Here is a 20,052-nt window from a genome sequence, read left to right as displayed (position 1 = left end):
ATATTGAGTTTAGTGGTCTGACGCACCAGAAGCACCGATACCTGTCATTGAACGAACATATTGGGCATCGAATGCAGCACGCTCTTTTTTAGCACGTGCAGAGTTATCAGTCACCGAGAAGAACCAACAGCACAGGAATGATAATGGCATCGCAAATAATGCAGGGCCGTTGAACGGGTTGATTGGTGTATCAGAGATTTTTAAGGTATCTACCCAAACTGCTTTAGACAGAATAATAAGTACCACTGCTGTTACAAGACCAACTACACCACCAATTACCGCACCACGAGTGGTTAAACCTTTCCAGAACATTGAAAGAACAAGGATCGGGAAGTTCGCACAACATGCCACAGAGAATGCTAAGCCCACCATGAAAGCGACGTTTTGTTTTTCAAACAAGATACCCAAAATCATGGCAAAGATTGCTAAACCAAGTGTCGCAATTTTTGACATACGCAGTTCTGAAGCTGGAGTCGTTTGACCTTTTTTGAATACGTTAGCGTATAAGTCGTGTGAGATTGCAGATGCACCTGAAAGTGTTAAGCCAGCAACAACAGCAAGAATTGTTGCGAACGCTACTGCTGAAATGAAGCCCATGAATAAGTCACCTCCTAAAGCGTCACTTAAATGCACGGCTGCCATGTTATTACCACCAACAAGCTCAAGCTTGCCTGATACTGCCATTTTCGCAACATCAAGGAACTGTGGGTTGTTTGATACGAAAAGGATCGCACCGAAACCAATAATGAAAGTTAAAAGATAGAAGTAACCAATGAAACCTGTCGCAACAACAACCGATTTACGCGCTTCTTTTGCGTCTTTTACAGTGAAGAAACGCATAAGAATATGTGGAAGACCCGCTGTACCAAACATGAGTGCTAAGCCAAGAGACAATGCATCAATCGGGTTTGCGGCAAGTTTACCCGGACCCATAATTTTTGCAGCTTCTTCAAAGCTTACGCTGTGAACTTTACTGAATACTTCAATTGATTGAGTGAACATGTTGCTGAAGCTGAAACCAACCGCTTTCATCACCATGAATGCCATGAAAGTCGCACCACTAAGCAACATAACCGCTTTAATGATCTGTACCCATGTCGTTGCCAACATGCCACCAAAGATCACATATGCCATCATTAATAGACCAACGATGACAACAGCAATGTTGTAGTTCAAACCAAATAGTAATTTGATGAGCTGGCCCGCGCCTACCATTTGAGCAATCAAGTAAAATGCCACAACAACAAGCGAGCTTAAGGCAGCTAAGGTACGGACCGGTTTTTCTTCAAGACGGAATGACACTACATCTGAAAGATTGTATTTACCGAGGTTACGTAAACGCTCTGCAACCAAGAATAAAACGATTGGCCAACCTACCATAAACCCAAGAGAATAAAGTAAGCCATCAAAACCCGAACTAAAAACCATCGCGGAAATACCGAGGAAAGATGCAGCTGACATATAGTCACCGGCAATTGCCAATCCGTTCTGGAAACCGCTGATTCCGCCCCCTGCGGTATAGAAATCTTGTGCTGATTGGGTTTGTTTTGCCGCCCACTTGGTAATAAACAAAGTGAAACCAACAAAGATGACAAACATAATGATGGCATGCCAGTTAGTGGCTTGTTGCTCAGCTTCACCTAAGTCCGGGCTTGCCATAGCAACAGTTGAATATAGCGATGCTGCTGCCAATAAGGCTTTCGCTTTTAATGAATTCCATTTCATATTAGTGTAATCCTTTCTCATGCGTGATGGCTTCAACTTCCTTCAACGCTTCTTCACTCAACTGGTCAAGGGTATTGTTTGCAATATAGGAATACACGCCACACAGTAGGAAAGATAAAACGATAATTCCTAAGCCTAGTGGAATACCCCATGTCGTTACACCACCACTAAATGAACTCATCAAAAATTCTTTGTTGTAGCCAACAAGTAGCATAAAGCCCACATAAAGCACTAACATAATGATTGTGAGCGTCCAGCTTAATGCACTTTTTTTCTTGACCATTTTCTGAAACTTTGGATTGTGTAGAATCTTTTCTACTTGGCTTTGATCCATAACCAAACTCCTTGCCCTGTGCCCAACCTTGGCCACTTTTTTAATAGTAGTTTCTCATTATTCAAATTAGCAAAATTACGTGTAATTCGTAACTTAGACTTTGGTCGTTAAAATTTAATCAATTTATAGCTTTGTTTCTGCTTGGGGTATGATAGGCACAAGGTTTTAATCATGTAGGTCATATGAACAGCTGGCTGATTATTGGGGTACTCACTCTTTATATAGCACTCTTATTCATTTGTGCTTTTTTTGGCGAAAAGCATGCCAGTCGCCTAAGTACACGTGGCCGCATGTTCTTGTTCAGCTTAACCTTAGGTGTTTACTGTTCATCTTGGACTTTTTATGGCGCAACTGGGGCTGCCGTCCGAGAAGGTGTTATTTTCTTACCGATTTATTTAGGACCACTATTATTTGTCTGGTTTGGTTATGACATTTGGCGACGCTTAGGCCGAGTGCGTCAGCATCACGCGATTTCATCAATTGCTGACTTTGTTGCTGCACGTTATGGCAAAAGCGGTGTCTTGGCTTCATTGGTTACGATCTTGGCGGTCATTGCGATTATTCCCTACCTTGCTCTCCAGTTACGCGCAATTGCTTTAAGTACATCAGTCATATTGGAGCAGAATGCTCATATTCATACGACCACCAATAGCGTTTTACTTTTAACCAGTGTCCTTGCAATCTTAGCCATGATTTTTGGTACAAGGCAAATTGCAAACACCGAACAGCATGGCGGCCTCATGTTAGCTGTCGCTTTTGAATCTTTTGTAAAATTATTCGCGCTAATTTGTGTCGCTTTATTTTTTATTTTTGAAGCACCCGCGAACTTAGTTCAAGTTACAGCCGACGTAAACCAAACCTTTCAGGAAGTTCAATTATTTGGGGTCCCTGAAACTTTTTGGATTCAGACATTATTGGCAGGACTAGCGATTATCTGTTTACCCCGTCAGTTCCATGTAGCTGTTGTTGAATTACGCGATGAGAAGCATATTCGCGGTGCACGTAAATGGTTTGCGGCTTATCTCATTTTAACGATTCTAGCTATTATCCCGATTGCAAGCTGGGCTTTACATGCAGCGCCAAAATTCTTAACAGTGCCCGATGTTGCAGTACTCTCATTACCATTGAGTTATAACCAAGAATGGTTAGCCCTATTGGCCTTTTTAGGCGGGTTCTCTGCATCCACCGGCATGTTACTGGTTTCATCTGTTGCCTTGTCTATCATGCTCAGTAACGACTTGATTATGCCTGCCCTGTGGCGGTTCAAATTACTTTCACGACACGATAAACACTTACCGAAAGTTCTTAAATTTAGCCGTCGTATTAGTATTGTCGCAGTAATGCTTCTTGGCTTTTTATTCTTCCATTTCTTTAATGATATTAATCAACTTTCAGTATTCGGTTTATTAGCATTTAGTGCGGTTGCCCAGTTTGCACCTGCTCTCATTGGCGGTTTGTATTGGCGAGGCGGAAGTCGCCAAGGTGTTTACGCTGGTCTTATTGTTGGATTCTTAATGTGGAGTTACACATTACTGTTTCCAACGATTTTACGTAGCTTGCCAGAGATCTATCAGGACACAGCTCAAAGTATTTTACTTTTTGGGCCTTTTGGAATTAATGCGTTACGTCCAGAGTCACTTTTTGGTTTTGAATCATTTGCTCCGCTTACACACGGCGTAATCTGGTCACTTGGTTTAAATATTGTTTTATATATCTGGATTTCTAAACTTTACCGCCCAAGTGTGGCAGAACAAATACAGGCAGAAAGCTTTTTCTATTATGAAACTAAGCCTTTGCCATCACCGCATACGTCTACCGATTTGACCTATTTACCACACGATGCTGCACGTTTAAAAGTAGGTGATCTGTTCGCCCTTGCTAAAAGAATTACAGGAGAGCAACCCACAACACAAGCGTTTGAGAACTTTTGTGAGCAAAATCATCTCACACTCAATCCAAATAGTATTGCCAATGGCATGTGGTGGCGATTCACCGAACAATATCTTGCAGGCATTATCGGGGCTGCTTCTGCACGTACGTTGCTGACGACAGCCATGATTAACAATGGTTTGGCATTAGGCCAAGTCGCCAATATTTTAGACCAAGCCTCACAATGGCAACGGTTTAATCAAAACCTGCTGATGACCATGATTGACCACATGACCCAAGGGGTAAGTGTGGTCGATAAAAATATGTGTTTGGTGGCTTGGAATAACCAATATTTAAAACTGTTTGGCTACCCTAAAGATTTAGTCTATGTGGGTTGTCCAATTGCCGATCTGATTCGTTATAACGCTGAACGCGGCGAATGTGGCCCCGGTTCAGTCGAAGAACATGTTCGTAAACGCTTACACTGGATGAAAGTCGGAAGTGCGCATGAATTTGAACGTATCCGTAAAGATGGACGCGTTATTCAAATGCGTGGTAATCCTATTTCAGGTGGAGGCTTCGTTACAACATTTGCTGACATTACTGCTTTCCGTGCGAATGAGGCAATACTTGAAGCACGCGTAAAAGATCGAACCCAACAACTTGCCGATGCCTTAAGCGAGCAACAGCTTGCACGCGAACAAGCCGATATGGCCAATATGTCGAAAAGTCGCTTTATTGCAGCGGCCAGTCATGACTTATTACAACCTATGCATGCTGCCCGTCTCTTTAGTACGGTTCTTGAACAAAGCATCGCAACTGAAGAAGATCGGCAAACTTTGCAGCAGCTTGACCGTGCTCTGTATGGCGCAGAAAGTATGCTCTCTGCCCTACTCGATATTGCACGTTTGGAAGGCGGCACCATACAACCAAAAAGACAACCTTATCCTTTACACGATTTATTAAGCGATCTTGAACTCCAGTTCAAATCGATTGCTGCACAGCGAAATATTTCATTAAAAGTTCATGATGTATCGTTCTGGATTGATACAGATCCACAGTGGATTCGACGCATTATTCAAAACTTTGTAAGTAATGCTTTGCGCTATACAGCCAAAGGCCGAGTGATTGTTGGTGTATTACGTTCTGCTCAAAAACCTGGTCATATTCGAATTGGTGTCTGGGATACAGGCCCCGGAATTGCCGAAGAGCAACGTATTAAACTATTTCAAGAATTCGAACGCTGTGGGCATTTATCACCTTGGGGTGAGCAAGGCTTAGGTTTGGGACTTGCTATTGTGCAGCGTATGACTGGTTTGTTGAATTATCCGGTTCATGTCTACTCACAACTCGATAAAGGCTCTTGCTTTATGATTGAGGTTCCAGTGGTAGAAGCTCCAAAAGTGGCCACTCCAACCGTACAAGCAGTGCCTTTAAAAACTAAAGCCTATCGAATTTTATGTTTAGACAATGATGAAACAATTCTTGAGGGCATGAGTAGCTTATTAGGTCGATGGGGCTACGAGGTTTTTAAAGCCACTGAACCCGAACAAGCATTTGAGATTATTCAAAAAGAGAATATTCAAGTCTGGCTTATCGATCAGCATTTAAATAACAACCAACTCGGTGTCGATTTTATTTTGCAAAATCGTCAACATGATGTTCCGGTTGCTCTGATTACAGCAGACTCCCATCCAGAGTTACCTCAACAATTGAAAGAACTGAATATCGTTTTACTTAAAAAACCGCTTAAACCGGCTTCTTTAAGAGCATGGCTATCGGGTCTTAAAATTGCCAGTGAAACAGATTAATTTTTTCTCTCCCAACGCCTTAATAAGTTTGGGAGAGATTTTTGGCAAAAATTATAGGTCTAATTTAAGCCAATAGGCAGAACTGCTCAAAAAGTCTACTTTTGCTTATTAAATAATTGGCTAAACTTTCCAATAGCTCTTTTTCTATGGCAAAGCCCACCTTTTTTGTAAGTGAACACTTGTATACTTAGTTACAATTTCATAACTTACTGTTTTTTAAAATTATAATTAGATAAAAACAACCATATACGACTTTAGTCGTATTCTACTTGCATTCTTGATGACACATAAATATTCAAAACCAATTTATTCTATGTACCGCTATTTTTTATAGCCCATTTCTATATAAAGCACCCCTGCTCACGAATTAATGCAAAGGACAATTGCCATGAATATTTCTGATAACAGCCCACAAGGCCAACTTTCGTCTCAACAGTTTTATCGTCAATACAGTGCCAATGCTTTACTTCCTGAACTAGATTGGCAAAGTATTTTCCCTCACAGCAAACTCAATGAAGCACATATCAAAGCATTAAATACAATTTATCAGTCTGCTGTCCCCCTCGCACTCAATGTATTCCACGACCTAAATTTTGATGTATTTGCACCTGCGGCTTATCATCCGCAAGGACTAGGCTTGTTTGATAAATTGGCACAACAAGAAGAAAACTTCTTAAAAGTTCTTAGCGCTGAAAGTGAAAATCTTGACCATGACACACGTCATCAAATCTGGAGCATGCTACTCCGTGGCGGTGCGGTTTTGGTTTTCAAAGCTTGGCTTGGCCATGTCAAACTCGGAGAGAATCAGTTAGATATGACGCAATTTGATGAATTATCTGACTTACTCTTTATTAAAACGCACCCCGATCAACTTGCTGAACGACTACATGTTGATGAAAAAGCAAAACTTGACCATATCTTCTTGATGTATGGCAATGATATTTTCTTGGATCGTTTCAATAGCCTAGAAACAGCTGCTCTGTTTGTTGATTTAGGTGTTTATGATGCAGCCTTCCTAAGCTTACGTGATGACCGCGTGGCTGAATATTTAAAAATGAAAGGCTATGTGACTCAAGAACAAATTGATGATTTGCAATGTGCACTTAACCCTTTGTACTGCGACAGCCTAACACCTAAGCAAGATTGCCTTGCTTAAGTGATACCTACAAAAAAGACCTCAATCGAGGTCTTTTTTCTTTTTAGATTTTCTTATCTTCAATATTGAGTGCGCTAATGGCCAATACGGCTTGTGTACGGTTTTGCACACCTAGTTTCCTAAAGATAGCCGTTACGTGGGCTTTAATCGTTGCTTCTGAAACATCAAGCTCGTATGCAATCTGCTTATTTAACAAACCTTCCGCAACCATCATCAAAACACGGAATTGCTGAGGTGTTAGAGATTGAATACGTTCAGCTAAAGCAGTTTCATCTGCTGCTCTTGGGTCAAGGTTAAGATTAGATGGCAAGTTAGGTGGTAACCAGATATCACCTTCTAAGACTTGACGAATCGCTTCGCCAATATGACTTGGATGAGCCGACTTAGGAATATAACCCATCGCACCATGTGCAATTGCACGCTGAATGATTGAAGTTTCTTCATGTGCAGAAACAACAATAATCGGAATAGATGGATACTGTGCTCTTACATAAACCAGAGCCGAAAAGCCTGAAGCACCCGGTAAATTTAAATCGAGTAATACTAGATCAGGTTCTGCCCCATTTTCCAAACGCTCATAAAACTCATCAACCGAGGCTGTTTCATGAATTTGTGCCTGTGGCAGGCTATAACGTACTGCTTGAATTAAAGCATGACGAAACAAAGGATGATCATCAACGATTAAAATATTCATAAGCGATTAAAGTAATCTTGAGCATAAGTATGGCCTATTGTAACCCTACTATTTAGATGAAAGATACGTTCATCTTATCCATTTTTATGCAAAATGTTGATAAATGTAGAACTTAGCCAAGATTTTCAGATGTTTTTTAACTTTTAATCAAAATTAATCTGTTTTTTATATAAGCTTCCTTTTTATTATAAAAAATATATCACCTATAATTATATAAAATAAAAACAATAGGTTAATATAAAAATAAAGTATAAAAATCCACTATTTATCTTTTATATTTAAAACTGATAAGGTTGACCAATTTCGTTATTTTACAGTTTACCGTCGTTGTTGATTAATAAGTCTAATCTCTTGTTTTAGGCTTAGGAACCAAATTATGACTGGTATCACATCACCAAAACCTTTAAATATTGTTGCCGTTTCTGGTGGCTTAAATACCCCATCTAAAACGGAAAGTCTGGTTCAAGCCATTCTTGATGAGTTATCCGAAGCAATCGATATTAAAGTTCACTTCATTAAATTAAGCGAAATTGGACCTTTATTAGGAGGTGCATTTTATCGCAACCAACTTCCACAGCGCGTACAAGATGATCTTGCAGCAGTTGAAGCAGCAGATGCTTTAATTGTAGGTACACCTGTTTATCGTGCCTCTTTTACAGGTCTTTTCAAACATTTCTTCGATTTTGTTGAACAAACTGCATTGGTTGATGTACCTGTGCTTTTAGCGGCATCAGGCGGTAGTGATCGTCATGCGCTGGTACTCGAGCATCAACTTCGACCGTTATTTAGTTTCTTCCAAGCACAAACTTTACCGATTGGTGTATATGCGACCGATCGTGACTTTACTCCTGAATATACGGTGAAAAGCGAGCAATTATCAGATCGTATTACCTTAGCGGTAGCACGTGCATTGCCAATTTTAGAATGGGCACCGGCAAAAGGTAAACGTGCTGAGGTGGTTAAACCTAAATCACAGCAGGCAAATCAAGAGCTTGGTATTAACAAGCAAATTGAACAAGAAGAAGTATTACCTTCAGCGGCTGTACCAGATCTTGATGCGGCAGAGTCTCGTTTGCATCACAAATCTGGCAAATCATTAACGCATGTTGCCTAAGCGCAACAGAGCTAAATAAAAAGAACGAATGGGGAGAGCGAACCATGACGCAATTACAACAACCAATTAAATTTGCTTATTGGGTACCAAACGTAAGCGGTGGCCTTGTGGTGAGCAACATCGAACAGCGTACAGACTGGAGTTATGACTACAATGTTCGACTTGCACAGGCTGCCGAAAACAATGGTTTTGAATATGCGCTCACCCAAATTCGTTTTACGGCAGGGTACGGGGCAGAAAACCAACATGAATCTGTAAGTTTCAGTCATGCATTACTGGCAAAAACTGAAAAACTTAAAGTCATTGCGGCGATTCTGCCCGGCCCTTGGAAACCGGCACTTGCAGCCAAACAACTTGCAACGATTGATTATCTAACCGAAGGCCGCATTGCCATTAATGTGGTGAGTGGCTGGTTCAGAGGTGAGTTTGATGCTATTGGAGAAGAGTGGCCTGAGCATGACGAACGTTATGTTCGCTCTGAAGAATTCATTCGTACACTAAAAGGAATCTGGACCACAGATAACTACAGTTTCGATGGTAAATACTATCAGTTCCAAAACTACACACTTAAACCAAAACCTCTGCAAAAGCCTTATATTGAAGTTTTTCAAGGCGGTAGCTCACGTGCTGCACGTGACATGGCGTCTCGTGTATCTGATTGGTATTTTACTAATGGTAATACTGTCGAAGAAATTCAAAAACAAGTTGAAGACATTCGCACCAAAGCAAAAGCCAATAATCATCATGTCAAAATTGGGGTAAACGCTTTCATTATTGCCAGAGATACCGAAGAAGAAGCAAAAGCAGTACTTCACGAAATTATTGATAAAGCCAACACTGAAGCAGTCAATGCGTTTGGCGATGCAACTCGGGAAGCAGGTGCGGCTTCCCCAGAACAACAAGGTAACTGGGCAAAATCAAGTTTTGAAGATTTAGTGCAATATAACGATGGATTTAAAACCAATTTAATTGGTACACCACAGCAAATTGCAGAGCGTATTGTGGCCCTTAAAAATGTAGGCGTTGATTTGATTCTTTCAGGATTCTTACATTTTATTGAAGAGGTGGAATATTTTGGAGAAAAGGTTCTACCACTCGTTCGCCAGTTAGAGCTTCAACAGGAAAAGGAGGTAGAAATTCAAGCTAAATCAGCCTAAAAACCCCAGTTAAAACAGCGCAAGATAATAAAAACAATAAATTAAAAATAAAGAATTTATTGGCTCCAAGACTCGGCTTGGAGCCTTTATTTTTTTAAGATTTCTCAACTTCTCGAATCACAGTTTCAACTGAGTAACGGCACCATTTGGAAAGTTTCTCTATAAACTCATTTAATGCTGTGTGTTCAAAATGGCTTACGATCATATAGCAAGCATTGCCCATGACTTTAAAACATTCATCGATTTGTTCATATTGCTTGACCAGATTTTCAATTTCTTCAAATGCGCGTTGTTCATTTAAATGCAAATGAATAAATTGTTTATGGGAATACTGCACGGCAATCGTGTAATTTTTAATGACCCCAGCATCCATCAACTGAGCAATTCGAGCACCCACCGCTTGCCCTGTCCGGTGCACGCGTTGCCCAATTTCTTTATTTGTAAGGCGGGAATCTTGTTTAAGCAATGCAATAATTTTTAGATCAATCGGGTCTAATTCAATATTCATTTTTCATGGCGAAAGAAAACGAGCGGTAATGCTTTCATCTGACTATAGCCGATTTTACTGGCAGAGAATAATCTTGTTGTATCTCATATCAACAAGAGTAATCTCATGAAACAAGCATTATTAGTTATCGATGTACAAAATGATTATTTTAAAAATGGCAAAATGGAATTGGTTGGGCCAGAGCAAGCGCTAGAAAAAATAAAACAACTTGAACAATATTTTAGCGAGAAAAACTTGCCCATCATTTATGTACAACATATTAACCCACCACAAGCGAGTTTCTTTCAAGAAAATACTGACGGTGTTTTACTTCATCCTGAACTTAGTACTCATGATGAGTCATTGATCGTGACAAAGCATTATCCAAACAGTTTTTTAGAAACCAATTTAAATGAACTTTTAAAAACACATCAAATTGAGCAACTCGTTATTACAGGCATGATGACACACATGTGTATTGATTCAGGTACACGTGCAGCCAAAGAACTTGGCTATCAACCGATCTTAATTGCAGATGCAACCGCAACTCGCGATTTAAGCCATGACGGAAAAACTGTAAAAGCTGAAGACGTACAAACCGCTTTTTTAACTGCGCTGAGTACATTTGCAAATGTACAAAATACTGCTGACTTTTTAGGAAAGTCTTAAATAAAGCCCAATAAAAAAGCCCCTATCGGGGCTTTTTTATTAAAACGTTATTTTTGTCTATCGGGATAAACCGTGGCGATTAACTGATCTACCACAGCAGGTTCAGCCAAGGTAGAAGTATCACCTAAACTATCTAATTCATTCGCTGCAATTTTTCTTAAAATACGGCGCATAATTTTACCCGAACGCGTTTTAGGTAATGCTGGTGCCCAGTGTAATGCGTCAGGTGAAGCTACTGGCCCAAGCACTTTACGGACCCAGCTAATTAACTCTTTACGTAGTTCTTCCGACTCTGGAACGCCTGCTTGCAAAGTCACAAAAGTACAAATACCCTGCCCTTTAATATCATGTGGCATCCCTACTACCGCAGCTTCGGCCACGGCTTCATGTGATACCAAAGCACTTTCAATTTCAGCCGTACCTAAACGATGTCCCGAAACGTTTAAGACATCGTCAACACGACCTGTGATCCAGTAATAACCATCTTCATCACGGCGAGCACCATCACCCGTAAAATAAGTATTTTTAAAGGTCGAGAAATACGCTTCAATAAAGCGGTCCGGATCACCCCAAATGGTACGCATCTGGCCCGGCCATGAATCTTTAATCACCAGATTACCTTCAACCGCACCTTCTAGTTCATTACCCTCACCATCGACAATGGCAGGTTGAATTCCAAATAAAGGACGTGTTGCAGAACCCGGTTTTAGGGCTGTTGCACCTGGTAATGGCGCAATCAAAATACCGCCTGTTTCGGTTTGCCACCATGTATCAACAATCGGGCAGCGGCCCTCGCCAACTACGTTGTAATACCAGTTCCAAGCCTCAGGGTTAATAGGTTCACCCACTGAACCGAGTAAACGTAAGCTGCTACGGTTACTTTCACGTACAAACGAATCACCTTCTCGCATCATTGCGCGAATTGCGGTTGGCGCTGTATATAAAATCGAGACTTTGTGTTTATCAACTACGTGACCAAGACGTGCCCACGTTGGATATTGAGGCACACCTTCAAACATTAAGGTCGTGGTACCATTTGCTAGTGGTCCATAAATGAGATAACTGTGGCCTGTAATCCAGCCTACATCGGCTGTACACCAGTACACATCATCTTGTTTTAAATCGAAGACTTCTTTAAAGGTACTGGCTACATAAACTAAATAACCACCAGTCGTATGCAAGACACCTTTAGGTTTACCAGTCGAACCTGATGTATAAAGAATGAATAATGGGTCTTCTGCCTTCATCGGTTCTGGAGGACAGTTTGCATCAACCTCCATAATAATAAGGTGATACCACAAATCACGACCCGGCTTCATTTCGATCGGGTTGGCATTACGGTAAACCACAACTACATTTTCAACGCACTCTGTGCCCGGCAATGCTAAAGCCAAATCGACGTTTTCTTTAAGTGGTAAGAGTTTACCGGCACGTAGACTTGAGTCTGCAGTAATCACCAATTTAGCTTGGCTGTCCTCAATCCGACTTGCTAAAGAGTCTGGCGAGAACCCGCCAAACACGACACAGTGAACAGCACCAATACGGGCACAGGCTAACATGGCAATTGCAGCCTCAGTGACCATCGGCATATACAGTACAACGCGGTCACCCTTACCAATGCCATATTTCTTCAAAACGTTAGCAAAGCGGCAGACTTCGTCGTGTAATTCTTTATAAGAAACGATTTTATGACGAGAAGGATGGTCACCTTCCCAAATAATTGCAGGTTTATGTGGATGTTCTTTAAGATGCCTGTCTAGGCAGTTTGCTGATACGTTCAACTCACCATCAGCAAACCATTCAATTTTGAAATTGTCTTTGTCAAAACTCGTATTTTTAACTTGGGTAAATGGCTTTATCCAATCGACAATTTTAGCTTGCTCTGCCCAGAATTCATCTGGGTTCTCGATAGAGTGTTGATAACGTTTAAAGTAGTCTGCTTCAACAGTACGAGCTGTCTTTTTAAATTCCTCTGGTACTGGATAGATCTCATTCATACGCAACTTCCTTGATCTTGTGCATCCCATCTCGAGATTGTGGCTATTATTTTACTGGATCTTATTTGTATGCCTTTTCAGTATGATGACTGTTTCAAAGCCTAGACAATGCGACTTTGGTCATATATTAACCACTTACTCAAGCATACGAAATTATGAACATTTTTATAAAATTAAGTTGATTTAAAACATTTGTCTATAGCTTTTACTTTTATAATTTTTTCAAGATTTGATGGTTTTGATCATCAACAAAGATTATTTTGTCTCTCATATGCAACCCAGGAATAAAATAATATGTTTGCCCAAACTAGCTCTTCACGCCCACCGCAACTCCCTTTAAAAGATAGTCCGTTTTCAATTCATGGGCGCTTTAATCGCATGAGCTATTTAGGTGGTTATGGGCTGATTTATTTAGTCACTCTCGTGGGCTATTTCATTTTGGCTTCATTTCTTGGAAGTTTTCAGCTTTCAAGCAATCTATTTAATTTTGAGTTTTATAGCTCTCTTTCTGGTGTTAGTGCCTTGATCGTCTGGGCTTTTTGGATATTTCTGATTTACTTAAATATTGTTCTCGTTGTTCGACGTTTGCACGATCTAAATAAAAGTGGCTGGATGGGTTTGCTATTATTCATTCCAGTTGTTCAGTTCTTTTTTATGATTTATTTACTGCTTGCATCAGGTACAGCGGGTCCCAACGAATATGGTCCAGCTCGACCATCTACATTTATAGAAAAACTTATGGCTTGGTTTATTTTATTGGCTATTTTAATTAGCCTTATTTCTACCGCAGGCTTTTTTTACTACTTCTCTGGTACCGATACTATAGAAACTCCGTCACAAATCTTACAAAAAGGAACGGAATACTTTTAATTAAAAAACACTTTATTATTTAGATGAACTCATTATAGTAGGCGCACATTTTATCTCCTACTATAATGAAAGCCGATCATCGCTTTCATCATTTTTTAAATAGAGACTTGTCGTGGCTGATGAACAAAACTCCTTAACGGATGTTGCAAAAAATACAGGCGAACTTTTGCAAGAAGCAGGTACTAAAACCACTCAAACGGTTTTAGCCCATACTGAAAAGTATCATGATGCCTATACCACTATTGATAAAATCGTGGATAGCTTCTGGGAGCGTGTGCCTTATATTTGTATTGCGATTATCGTCTTTGTTATTTTTTGGCTACTCACCAAATTATTTAAATTCTTTGTTCGTAAAACCTTAGAAAATCGCTCTTACACGCGCCAAAATCTGGTTCTTGTTTTAAACCGTGTCGGTAGTACAACAATTTTATTTTTTGGATTTTTAATTGCACTCGTTATCATGATTCCAGGGTTTACGCCGGGACAACTCATGAGTGCACTTGGGATTGGTTCGGTTGCAATTGGTTTCGCATTTAAAGATATTTTTCAAAACCTGCTCTCAGGTATTTTGATTTTATTAAGTGAACCATTCCGTATCGGCGATTCAATCGTGGTGAATTCACTTGAAGGAACTGTTGAAGATATTCAAATTCGTGCAACATTCTTACGCTCACCAGATGGACGCCGTATCGTTATTCCAAATGCCACTGTTTATACGAGTGCATTAACTGTAAATACAGCTTATCAACAACGACGCTGCGAGTTTGTAGTCGGAATTGGATATGATGACGACGAACAAAAAGCCAAGCAGATCATTTTAGATATTCTTAATAATGACCGAAATGTACTCAGTCAACCGGCTTTCTCGGTTAACGTTACAGCTTTGGCAGATTTCTCGGTTAACCTGACTGTACGTTGGTGGGTTGATACCACTGAAACAGATATGTCGTCATCTATCAGTACAATTCAAGCTCAAGTAAAACAAGCTTTCAATGACAACGATATTAATATTCCTTACCCAATTCAGGAATTAAAAATGGCTGCCAACCAGCCACTTTTAACCCCAGAAACATCAACTAAAGAGACGACCTAAAATATAAGAAATAGACGTTTCAGTTCTTAAAATACGGTTGCCTAAGCTCACAGCTTGGCAGCCGTTTTTTGTGAGCAAATCAACTTCATAAGGAATAAAGCCGCCTTCAGGTCCCACGATTACGCTACACGCATGTGGAATATTGAATGGCATACTTTGCTCGGCATAAGGATGAGCCACATAAGCGGGGCTTTCCTTTGAAATTAAGCTTGGCAAAACATCTTCAACAAAAGGTTTAAAGCGTTTATACATCTGAATTTCAGGAACAATCGTATCCCCTGCCTGCTCAAGACCTAAAGTCACATAGTGATCGAGTTGTTGTAAAAATGGTGTTTGCCAATAGCTTTTATCTACGCGATAGCTATGAATCAAACTAATTCTTTCAACACCTAGAGTCACACTGTCCATAATTAGACGGCGTAAAACTTTGGGCCTTGGTAAAGCTACGATTAAATGAACCGGAAGTTTTGCAGGTACAGCTTCTGCATTAATAGGACGTATACAAACTTCATGCTCATTAATCGAAACAATTTCAGTGATATAACGAGCACCATTACGAATGCCAACTTTTAAATTTTGGCCGACCGTAATATCAAGATGTTCACGTAAATGCTGTAATTGGCGCTTTGAGCGGACTGACCACAACTCTGACTGAACATCTTCAGGTTCTAGCAAAACGATATTCATGATTTTTCGGCCAAATACCGATTAATTACACCAATATGTTTCTGTAATGAACCTTGGTTACGCTGCAAGACTTTATGCGCCTGCTCAACCACTTGTTGAGTCTGATCAGGTTCAGCTAAACATGCCATCCAGATTGCTACGACTTGCTCAGCATCTTGGGCAATGAGCACTCCATTTTCATCAATGAATTCATCAACAATAGTTTGGAAATTAAAGTAACGAGGCCCGATCACTGTCGGCACATTTAAAACCATAGGCTCTAAAATATTATGCCCACCACCCGGTTCATTAAGCGATCCACCCACGAAACACACCTGACTTAAGGCGTACCATAACCAAAGCTCACCCATGCTATCCGCCAGATAAACCTGTGTACTGGCATGAATACTATGATTCATACTTCTACGATGAGTGACGAGATCTAAATTTTTGGAAATTTCAAAGACTTCATCGAAACGTTCAGGATGTCGAGGTACGACAATACAAACTAAATCAGGATCTGACTTTAAATAGGGTGCAAGCGCTTCTAGAATTTGTTGTTCTTCGGGTGCATGTGTACTGGCAATTGTTAGGACTTTACGCTGTCCCAAATACCATTGTTGTTGTAATTGCTCAGCCTGATTTATAAAAGCTTCGGGTGCATGAATATCAAATTTAATATTTCCAACTACCTGACTTTTTTGTTGATCTAAGCCAAGCTCGACATAGCGTTGGCGAGTCGCATTATCTTGTGCCAATACCCAGTCAATTTGTTTCAGCATTCCTGCTGTTAGACCTGAAACGCGGCTATAACCTTTAGCTGATTTTTCTGATAATCGCGCATTTAATAATAAACAAGGAACCTGTTGTAATTTGGCTTGATCAATTAAATTTGGCCAAAGCTCAGTTTCAACCAATGCTAAAAGTTTTGGCTGGTACAACTCAAAAAATTGTTTTAAAAGATGTTTTTGGTCAACAGGCAAATAAACTGCTTGAAATAAATCTAAATAAGGCGCTTTTAAAAATAATGATTTGGCACGTGCCTGTCCTGTTTTCGTTGTGTTGGTCACTAATACAGGCTGGCCAAGTTTAAGATAATGCTCGATTAAAGGCTGTGCAGCATTGGTTTCTCCAACCGAAACAGCATGGAACCAAATTGCTCTCACATTTTTCGGAGTTTCAAACGGCCCAAATCTTTCCAGACATTCCTGATGATATAGTTCCTGGCTTTCTGCACGTTTTTTTATCCGCCAGTGGTAAAAAGGTTTTAATAAATGGAGTGCGGTGTTGTACCAAAAAGGGGTCGCCAAGCGGTTTGCCTCAAATCATCAAAGTTTTAAACTGGGGAAAATATAACATAGATAGAAAAAATGGCAGAGTTTCGATACCTAAACTCTACCATTACAAGAAAAGCGATTTACTGAATTCAGAAATGGATGAAGTCAGCAAAACATCATTTCAAAGAATCTTATGAAGCTTCTAGTGTTGGATAGTCTGTATAACCTTCAGCACCTTTCGCATATAAAGTTGTTGGTTGAAGCTCGTTTAGTGGCAAATCTTGCTCTAAACGCTGTAAAAGATCTGGGTTAGCAATATATGCCTTACCAAAAGATACAGCATCTGCCTGATCTTCACGCAAGATACGTTTTGCTGACTCTGGTGTGAGGTTCTCATTGGCAATCCATACACCATTAAATTTTTCGCGGAGTTTAGGGCTAATACTGTCAGCAGCTTCATATTCACGAGAGAAAATGAAAGCTACATTACGTTGGTTAAGCTGTTCAACCACATAGCCAAACGTTGCTAACGGGTTTTCATCACCCATATCGTGTGAATCACCACGTGGTGCAATATGTACACCTACTCGGCCAGCGCCCCACACTTCAATAAATGCATCAACCACTTCTAATAATAAACGTGCACGGTTTTCAACAGGACCACCGTATTCGTCATCACGTTGGTTGGTATTACTTTGAAGGAACTGGTCAATTAAGTAACCATTTGCAGCGTGTAACTCAACACCATCAAAACCAGCTGCTTTAGCTAATTCTGCTGAATGTTTATATTGAGCGACCACCTCTTTCACTTCTTCTAATGAAAGCGCACGCGGTTTTACATACGGGCGTTTAGGGCGTAATAGGCTCACTTCACCCGCAGGTTGAATCGCGCTTGGCGCAACAGGAATATCACCATCTAAAAGCTCAGGATGCGAAATACGGCCTACATGCCAAAGTTGAACTACAATTTTAGAATCTTGAGCATGAACAGCCTCAATAATTTTATTCCAAGCTTGTGCTTGCTCTTCTGACCATAACCCCGGGGTATCTGCATAACCCACAGTTTTTGAACCAATTACTGTTGCTTCAGTCAAAATTAGACCAGCATTTGCACGTTGTTGATAGTATTCAACCATTAAATCATTCGGTACTCGGCTTTCACCACTACGCGCACGCGTTAATGGAGCCATGACCAATCGATTCTTGATTTCAAAATCACCAATCGTTAAAGGAGTATTGAGTTCAGCCATAATCGCCTCGACTTACACTTTTAATAATTTAAAGTGTTTGTTTTAAATGTTCGATATATTGCTGAATCAAAGCTTCGTTACGTGAAAAATAAGACCATTGACCATATTTTTGGACCTGAATAAGCCCCGCCTGTTGTAATACAGACAAATGATTAGACATCGTAGACTGAGCTACTTTACCCAAGCGTTCAATATGACCTGCGCAAACACCCTTCTCAAAACTACCACCACATTCTTCAATCGGTAAATAATGTGCAGGTTCTTTTAACCATTGCAAAATTTGCCGACGAAGAGGATTGGAAAGGGCTTTGCTAATTGCATCAATATCCATAGGCTCAACACGTCTTTTAAACGAACAAAGCTTTGTTCAGCATTTCGAAAACATAATATCGCATTTTTACGATATTCATATCTATTTTTTTCGATATTCATATCGCATTTTTTCGATTAACATTCGAAGGCTGAACTGCTTTGCCGTTTTAATCGCTAAAAATCCAAGAGTTCTACATATTCATAGATGAACTGTATTTAAACCAAAAGTTCAGCAGACTCTTATAAACCTTGCTTTAAACTCGCTTCGATAAAACGATCAAGGTCACCATCAAGAACAGCACCTGTATTAGAGTTTTCTACACCTGTGCGTAAATCTTTAATACGAGAATCATCTAATACATATGAACGAATTTGGCTTCCCCAACCAATATCAGACTTCGAGTCTTCTAGAGCTTGAGCCGCTTCATTACGTTTTTGCATTTCTAATTCATACAAACGCGCACGTAACTGTTTCCATGCGTGGTCACGGTTAGCATGTTGCGAACGTTGGTTCTGACACGCCACCACAATACCTGTTGGAATGTGAGTCAAACGTACAGCAGAGTCAGTTTTGTTAATATGCTGACCACCTGCACCCGATGCACGGTAGGTATCAGTACGAACATCAGAAGGATTAATATCAATTTCAATATTGTCATCAACTTCTGGTGAAATAAATACCGCAGAGAATGAAGTATGACGGCGGTTACCACTATCAAATGGTGATTTACGGACTAAACGGTGTACGCCTGACTCTGTGCGTAACCAACCGTAGGCATATTCACCTTCAACACGTATAGTTGCTGATTTAATACCAGCGACATCGCCATCAGACACTTCCATAAGTTCTGCTTTAAAGCCATGACGTTCAATCCAGCGCATATACATACGTAATAGCATAGATGCCCAATCTTGTGCTTCGGTACCACCTGAACCTGATTGAATCTCTACATAACAAGGATTCGGGTCCATAGGGTTGCTAAACATACGACGGAATTCGAGTTTAGCCAGTTCATCTTCAGCCGCACCAAGCTCTGATTGAACATCCTCAAGCAAGCTCTCATCGTCAGCTTCTACAGCCAAATCCAACATTGCTTTTGCATCGTCAAGCTGTGTAGATAAGCCATCCAATACATTAATAACGTTTTCTAGTTCGCCCTTTTCTTTCGCCATTGCCTGAGCACGGCTTTGATCGTTCCAGATCGCAGGATCTTCTAACTCACGTAAAACTTCTTCTAAACGTTCTTTTTTCAGATCGTAGTCAAAGATACCCCCGTAGTGTTTGGCTACGATCAGTTAAGTCTTTCAATTGGTTTAGATAAGGATTAATTTCCACGCGAGTGTTCCCATAAAAGCAGATAAACAGTCAATTATTTTAGCATAGCTGCGGTTATCTACGAACCTGCTTTATATTTCTCCTCATATTTCACACATTTAAATTCTAAACATCCTTCATTTTATTTTAAGTTTAATTGGTAACATCCTCATACAAAATTGGGTACTTTTACAGCATTTTTTATGATCTACACAAAATATCCTCAATTTTAATAAAATAAAACATTATGTTTTTA

17 protein-coding genes are annotated in these 20,052 nt (G+C 40.1%); 7 read left to right on the top strand and 10 right to left on the bottom strand.

Translation table 11 applies throughout. The features are described 5' to 3' along the window. Positions 1-9: 9 nt before the first annotated feature. Both SOI81_RS00905 and SOI81_RS00900 read right to left on the bottom strand, forming a co-directional pair. A complete protein-coding gene (locus SOI81_RS00905) occupies positions 10-1,725 on the bottom strand; it encodes a cation acetate symporter (protein WP_016142786.1) in 1,716 nt (571 codons plus the stop codon). A gap of 1 nt (position 1,726) precedes the next feature. Next, complete coding sequence (locus SOI81_RS00900; RefSeq protein ID WP_016142785.1) at positions 1,727-2,059, bottom strand: DUF485 domain-containing protein; 333 nt, start codon at positions 2,057-2,059, stop codon at positions 1,727-1,729. Positions 2,060-2,241: 182 nt separating this feature from the next. Here SOI81_RS00900 and luxQ point away from each other — a divergent pair, with 182 nt between their 5' ends. Together luxQ and SOI81_RS00890 are read left to right on the top strand one after the other, a co-directional pair. Next, complete coding sequence (luxQ, locus tag SOI81_RS00895) at positions 2,242-5,739, top strand: PAS domain-containing hybrid sensor histidine kinase/response regulator (RefSeq protein WP_224992151.1); 3,498 nt, start codon at positions 2,242-2,244, stop codon at positions 5,737-5,739. A 388-nt stretch (positions 5,740-6,127) separates the two neighbouring features. Next, a complete protein-coding gene (locus SOI81_RS00890) occupies positions 6,128-6,895 on the top strand; it encodes a hypothetical protein (RefSeq protein ID WP_032054486.1) in 768 nt (255 codons plus the stop codon). 43 nt (positions 6,896-6,938) lie between these two features. Here the strand turns inward: SOI81_RS00890 and agmR are convergent, their stop codons facing one another. Continuing rightward, the gene (gene agmR, locus SOI81_RS00885; RefSeq protein ID WP_002122041.1) at positions 6,939-7,589 is read right to left on the bottom strand and encodes a response regulator; all 651 of its coding nucleotides are present in this window, start codon (positions 7,587-7,589) and stop codon (positions 6,939-6,941) included. 376 nt (positions 7,590-7,965) lie between these two features. Here agmR and msuE point away from each other — a divergent pair, with 376 nt between their 5' ends. Further along, complete coding sequence (msuE, locus tag SOI81_RS00880) at positions 7,966-8,703, top strand: FMN reductase (RefSeq protein ID WP_016142782.1); 738 nt, start codon at positions 7,966-7,968, stop codon at positions 8,701-8,703. 44 nt (positions 8,704-8,747) lie between these two features. Beyond that, positions 8,748-9,860 (top strand): dimethylsulfone monooxygenase SfnG, encoded by a 1,113-nt coding sequence (sfnG, locus tag SOI81_RS00875; RefSeq protein WP_163118796.1) that lies wholly within the window; start codon positions 8,748-8,750, stop codon positions 9,858-9,860. Between the two features lie 94 nt (positions 9,861-9,954). Here sfnG and lrpB read toward each other — a convergent pair whose 3' ends face one another. Then, complete coding sequence (gene lrpB / locus SOI81_RS00870) at positions 9,955-10,368, bottom strand: Lrp/AsnC family transcriptional regulator (RefSeq protein ID WP_016142780.1); 414 nt, start codon at positions 10,366-10,368, stop codon at positions 9,955-9,957. Positions 10,369-10,473: 105 nt separating this feature from the next. On the opposite strand from lrpB, the gene ywoC reads away from it, so the two are divergent. Beyond that, the gene (gene ywoC / locus SOI81_RS00865) at positions 10,474-11,016 is read left to right on the top strand and encodes a cysteine hydrolase family protein (RefSeq protein WP_320541112.1); all 543 of its coding nucleotides are present in this window, start codon (positions 10,474-10,476) and stop codon (positions 11,014-11,016) included. A gap of 47 nt (positions 11,017-11,063) precedes the next feature. Here ywoC and acs read toward each other — a convergent pair whose 3' ends face one another. Beyond that, positions 11,064-13,013, bottom strand: coding sequence for an acetate--CoA ligase (gene acs, locus SOI81_RS00860; protein ID WP_016142778.1), 1,950 nt, complete (start codon positions 13,011-13,013; stop codon positions 11,064-11,066). 294 nt (positions 13,014-13,307) lie between these two features. On the opposite strand from acs, the gene SOI81_RS00855 reads away from it, so the two are divergent. Further along, complete coding sequence (locus SOI81_RS00855; protein WP_016142777.1) at positions 13,308-13,883, top strand: DUF805 domain-containing protein; 576 nt, start codon at positions 13,308-13,310, stop codon at positions 13,881-13,883. A 112-nt stretch (positions 13,884-13,995) separates the two neighbouring features. Continuing rightward, on the top strand, positions 13,996-14,976 hold the full coding sequence (locus tag SOI81_RS00850; protein WP_224992157.1) for a mechanosensitive ion channel family protein: 981 nt from the start codon (positions 13,996-13,998) through the stop codon (positions 14,974-14,976). Here SOI81_RS00850 and SOI81_RS00845 read toward each other — a convergent pair. The 5 genes from SOI81_RS00845 to prfB form a co-directional block, all read right to left on the bottom strand. Beyond that, on the bottom strand, positions 14,956-15,663 hold the full coding sequence (locus tag SOI81_RS00845; protein WP_320541111.1) for a 16S rRNA (uracil(1498)-N(3))-methyltransferase: 708 nt from the start codon (positions 15,661-15,663) through the stop codon (positions 14,956-14,958). The two genes, SOI81_RS00850 and SOI81_RS00845, sit on opposite strands and share 21 nt — an antisense overlap. Beyond that, positions 15,660-16,952: a 3-deoxy-D-manno-octulosonic acid transferase gene (gene kdtA, locus SOI81_RS00840; RefSeq protein WP_320541110.1), complete on the bottom strand. Its 1,293-nt coding sequence runs from the start codon at positions 16,950-16,952 to the stop codon at positions 15,660-15,662. The genes SOI81_RS00845 and kdtA overlap by 4 nt, the downstream gene beginning before the upstream one ends. 158 nt (positions 16,953-17,110) lie before the next feature. Then, positions 17,111-18,169: an alkene reductase gene (gene nemA, locus SOI81_RS00835; protein ID WP_320541109.1), complete on the bottom strand. Its 1,059-nt coding sequence runs from the start codon at positions 18,167-18,169 to the stop codon at positions 17,111-17,113. Between the two features lie 28 nt (positions 18,170-18,197). Next, positions 18,198-18,500, bottom strand: coding sequence for an ArsR/SmtB family transcription factor (locus SOI81_RS00830; protein ID WP_017399836.1), 303 nt, complete (start codon positions 18,498-18,500; stop codon positions 18,198-18,200). Positions 18,501-18,721: 221 nt separating this feature from the next. Then, a protein-coding gene (gene prfB, locus SOI81_RS00825) for a peptide chain release factor 2 (RefSeq protein ID WP_155237660.1) occupies positions 18,722-19,817 on the bottom strand; the annotation gives its coding sequence in 2 pieces (ribosomal slippage) (positions 18,722-19,744 and positions 19,746-19,817; 1,095 coding nt in all). Positions 19,818-20,052 lie beyond the last annotated feature (235 nt).

This window comes from Acinetobacter pittii (assembly GCF_034067285.1).
Lineage (GTDB): Bacteria > Pseudomonadota > Gammaproteobacteria > Pseudomonadales > Moraxellaceae > Acinetobacter > Acinetobacter pittii_E.
This window is presented reverse-complemented; position numbering and strand designations above follow the sequence as displayed.

Bases quoted from the DNA above. Each gene is read 5' to 3' on its own strand.
- SOI81_RS00855 (WP_016142777.1), top strand. From the start codon at position 13,308: ATGTTTGCCCAAACTAGCTCTTCACGCCCACCGCAACTCCCTTTAAAA.
- SOI81_RS00830 (WP_017399836.1), bottom strand. From the start codon at position 18,500: ATGGATATTGATGCAATTAGCAAAGCCCTTTCCAATCCTCTTCGTCGG.
- luxQ (WP_224992151.1), top strand. From the start codon at position 2,242: ATGAACAGCTGGCTGATTATTGGGGTACTCACTCTTTATATAGCACTC.
- SOI81_RS00905 (WP_016142786.1), bottom strand. From the start codon at position 1,725: ATGAAATGGAATTCATTAAAAGCGAAAGCCTTATTGGCAGCAGCATCG.
- SOI81_RS00845 (WP_320541111.1), bottom strand. From the start codon at position 15,663: ATGAATATCGTTTTGCTAGAACCTGAAGATGTTCAGTCAGAGTTGTGG.
- sfnG (WP_163118796.1), top strand. From the start codon at position 8,748: ATGACGCAATTACAACAACCAATTAAATTTGCTTATTGGGTACCAAAC.
- ywoC (WP_320541112.1), top strand. From the start codon at position 10,474: ATGAAACAAGCATTATTAGTTATCGATGTACAAAATGATTATTTTAAA.
- nemA (WP_320541109.1), bottom strand. From the start codon at position 18,169: ATGGCTGAACTCAATACTCCTTTAACGATTGGTGATTTTGAAATCAAG.
- SOI81_RS00900 (WP_016142785.1), bottom strand. From the start codon at position 2,059: ATGGATCAAAGCCAAGTAGAAAAGATTCTACACAATCCAAAGTTTCAG.
- acs (WP_016142778.1), bottom strand. From the start codon at position 13,013: ATGAATGAGATCTATCCAGTACCAGAGGAATTTAAAAAGACAGCTCGT.
- agmR (WP_002122041.1), bottom strand. From the start codon at position 7,589: ATGAATATTTTAATCGTTGATGATCATCCTTTGTTTCGTCATGCTTTA.
- lrpB (WP_016142780.1), bottom strand. From the start codon at position 10,368: ATGAATATTGAATTAGACCCGATTGATCTAAAAATTATTGCATTGCTT.
- SOI81_RS00890 (WP_032054486.1), top strand. From the start codon at position 6,128: ATGAATATTTCTGATAACAGCCCACAAGGCCAACTTTCGTCTCAACAG.
- msuE (WP_016142782.1), top strand. From the start codon at position 7,966: ATGACTGGTATCACATCACCAAAACCTTTAAATATTGTTGCCGTTTCT.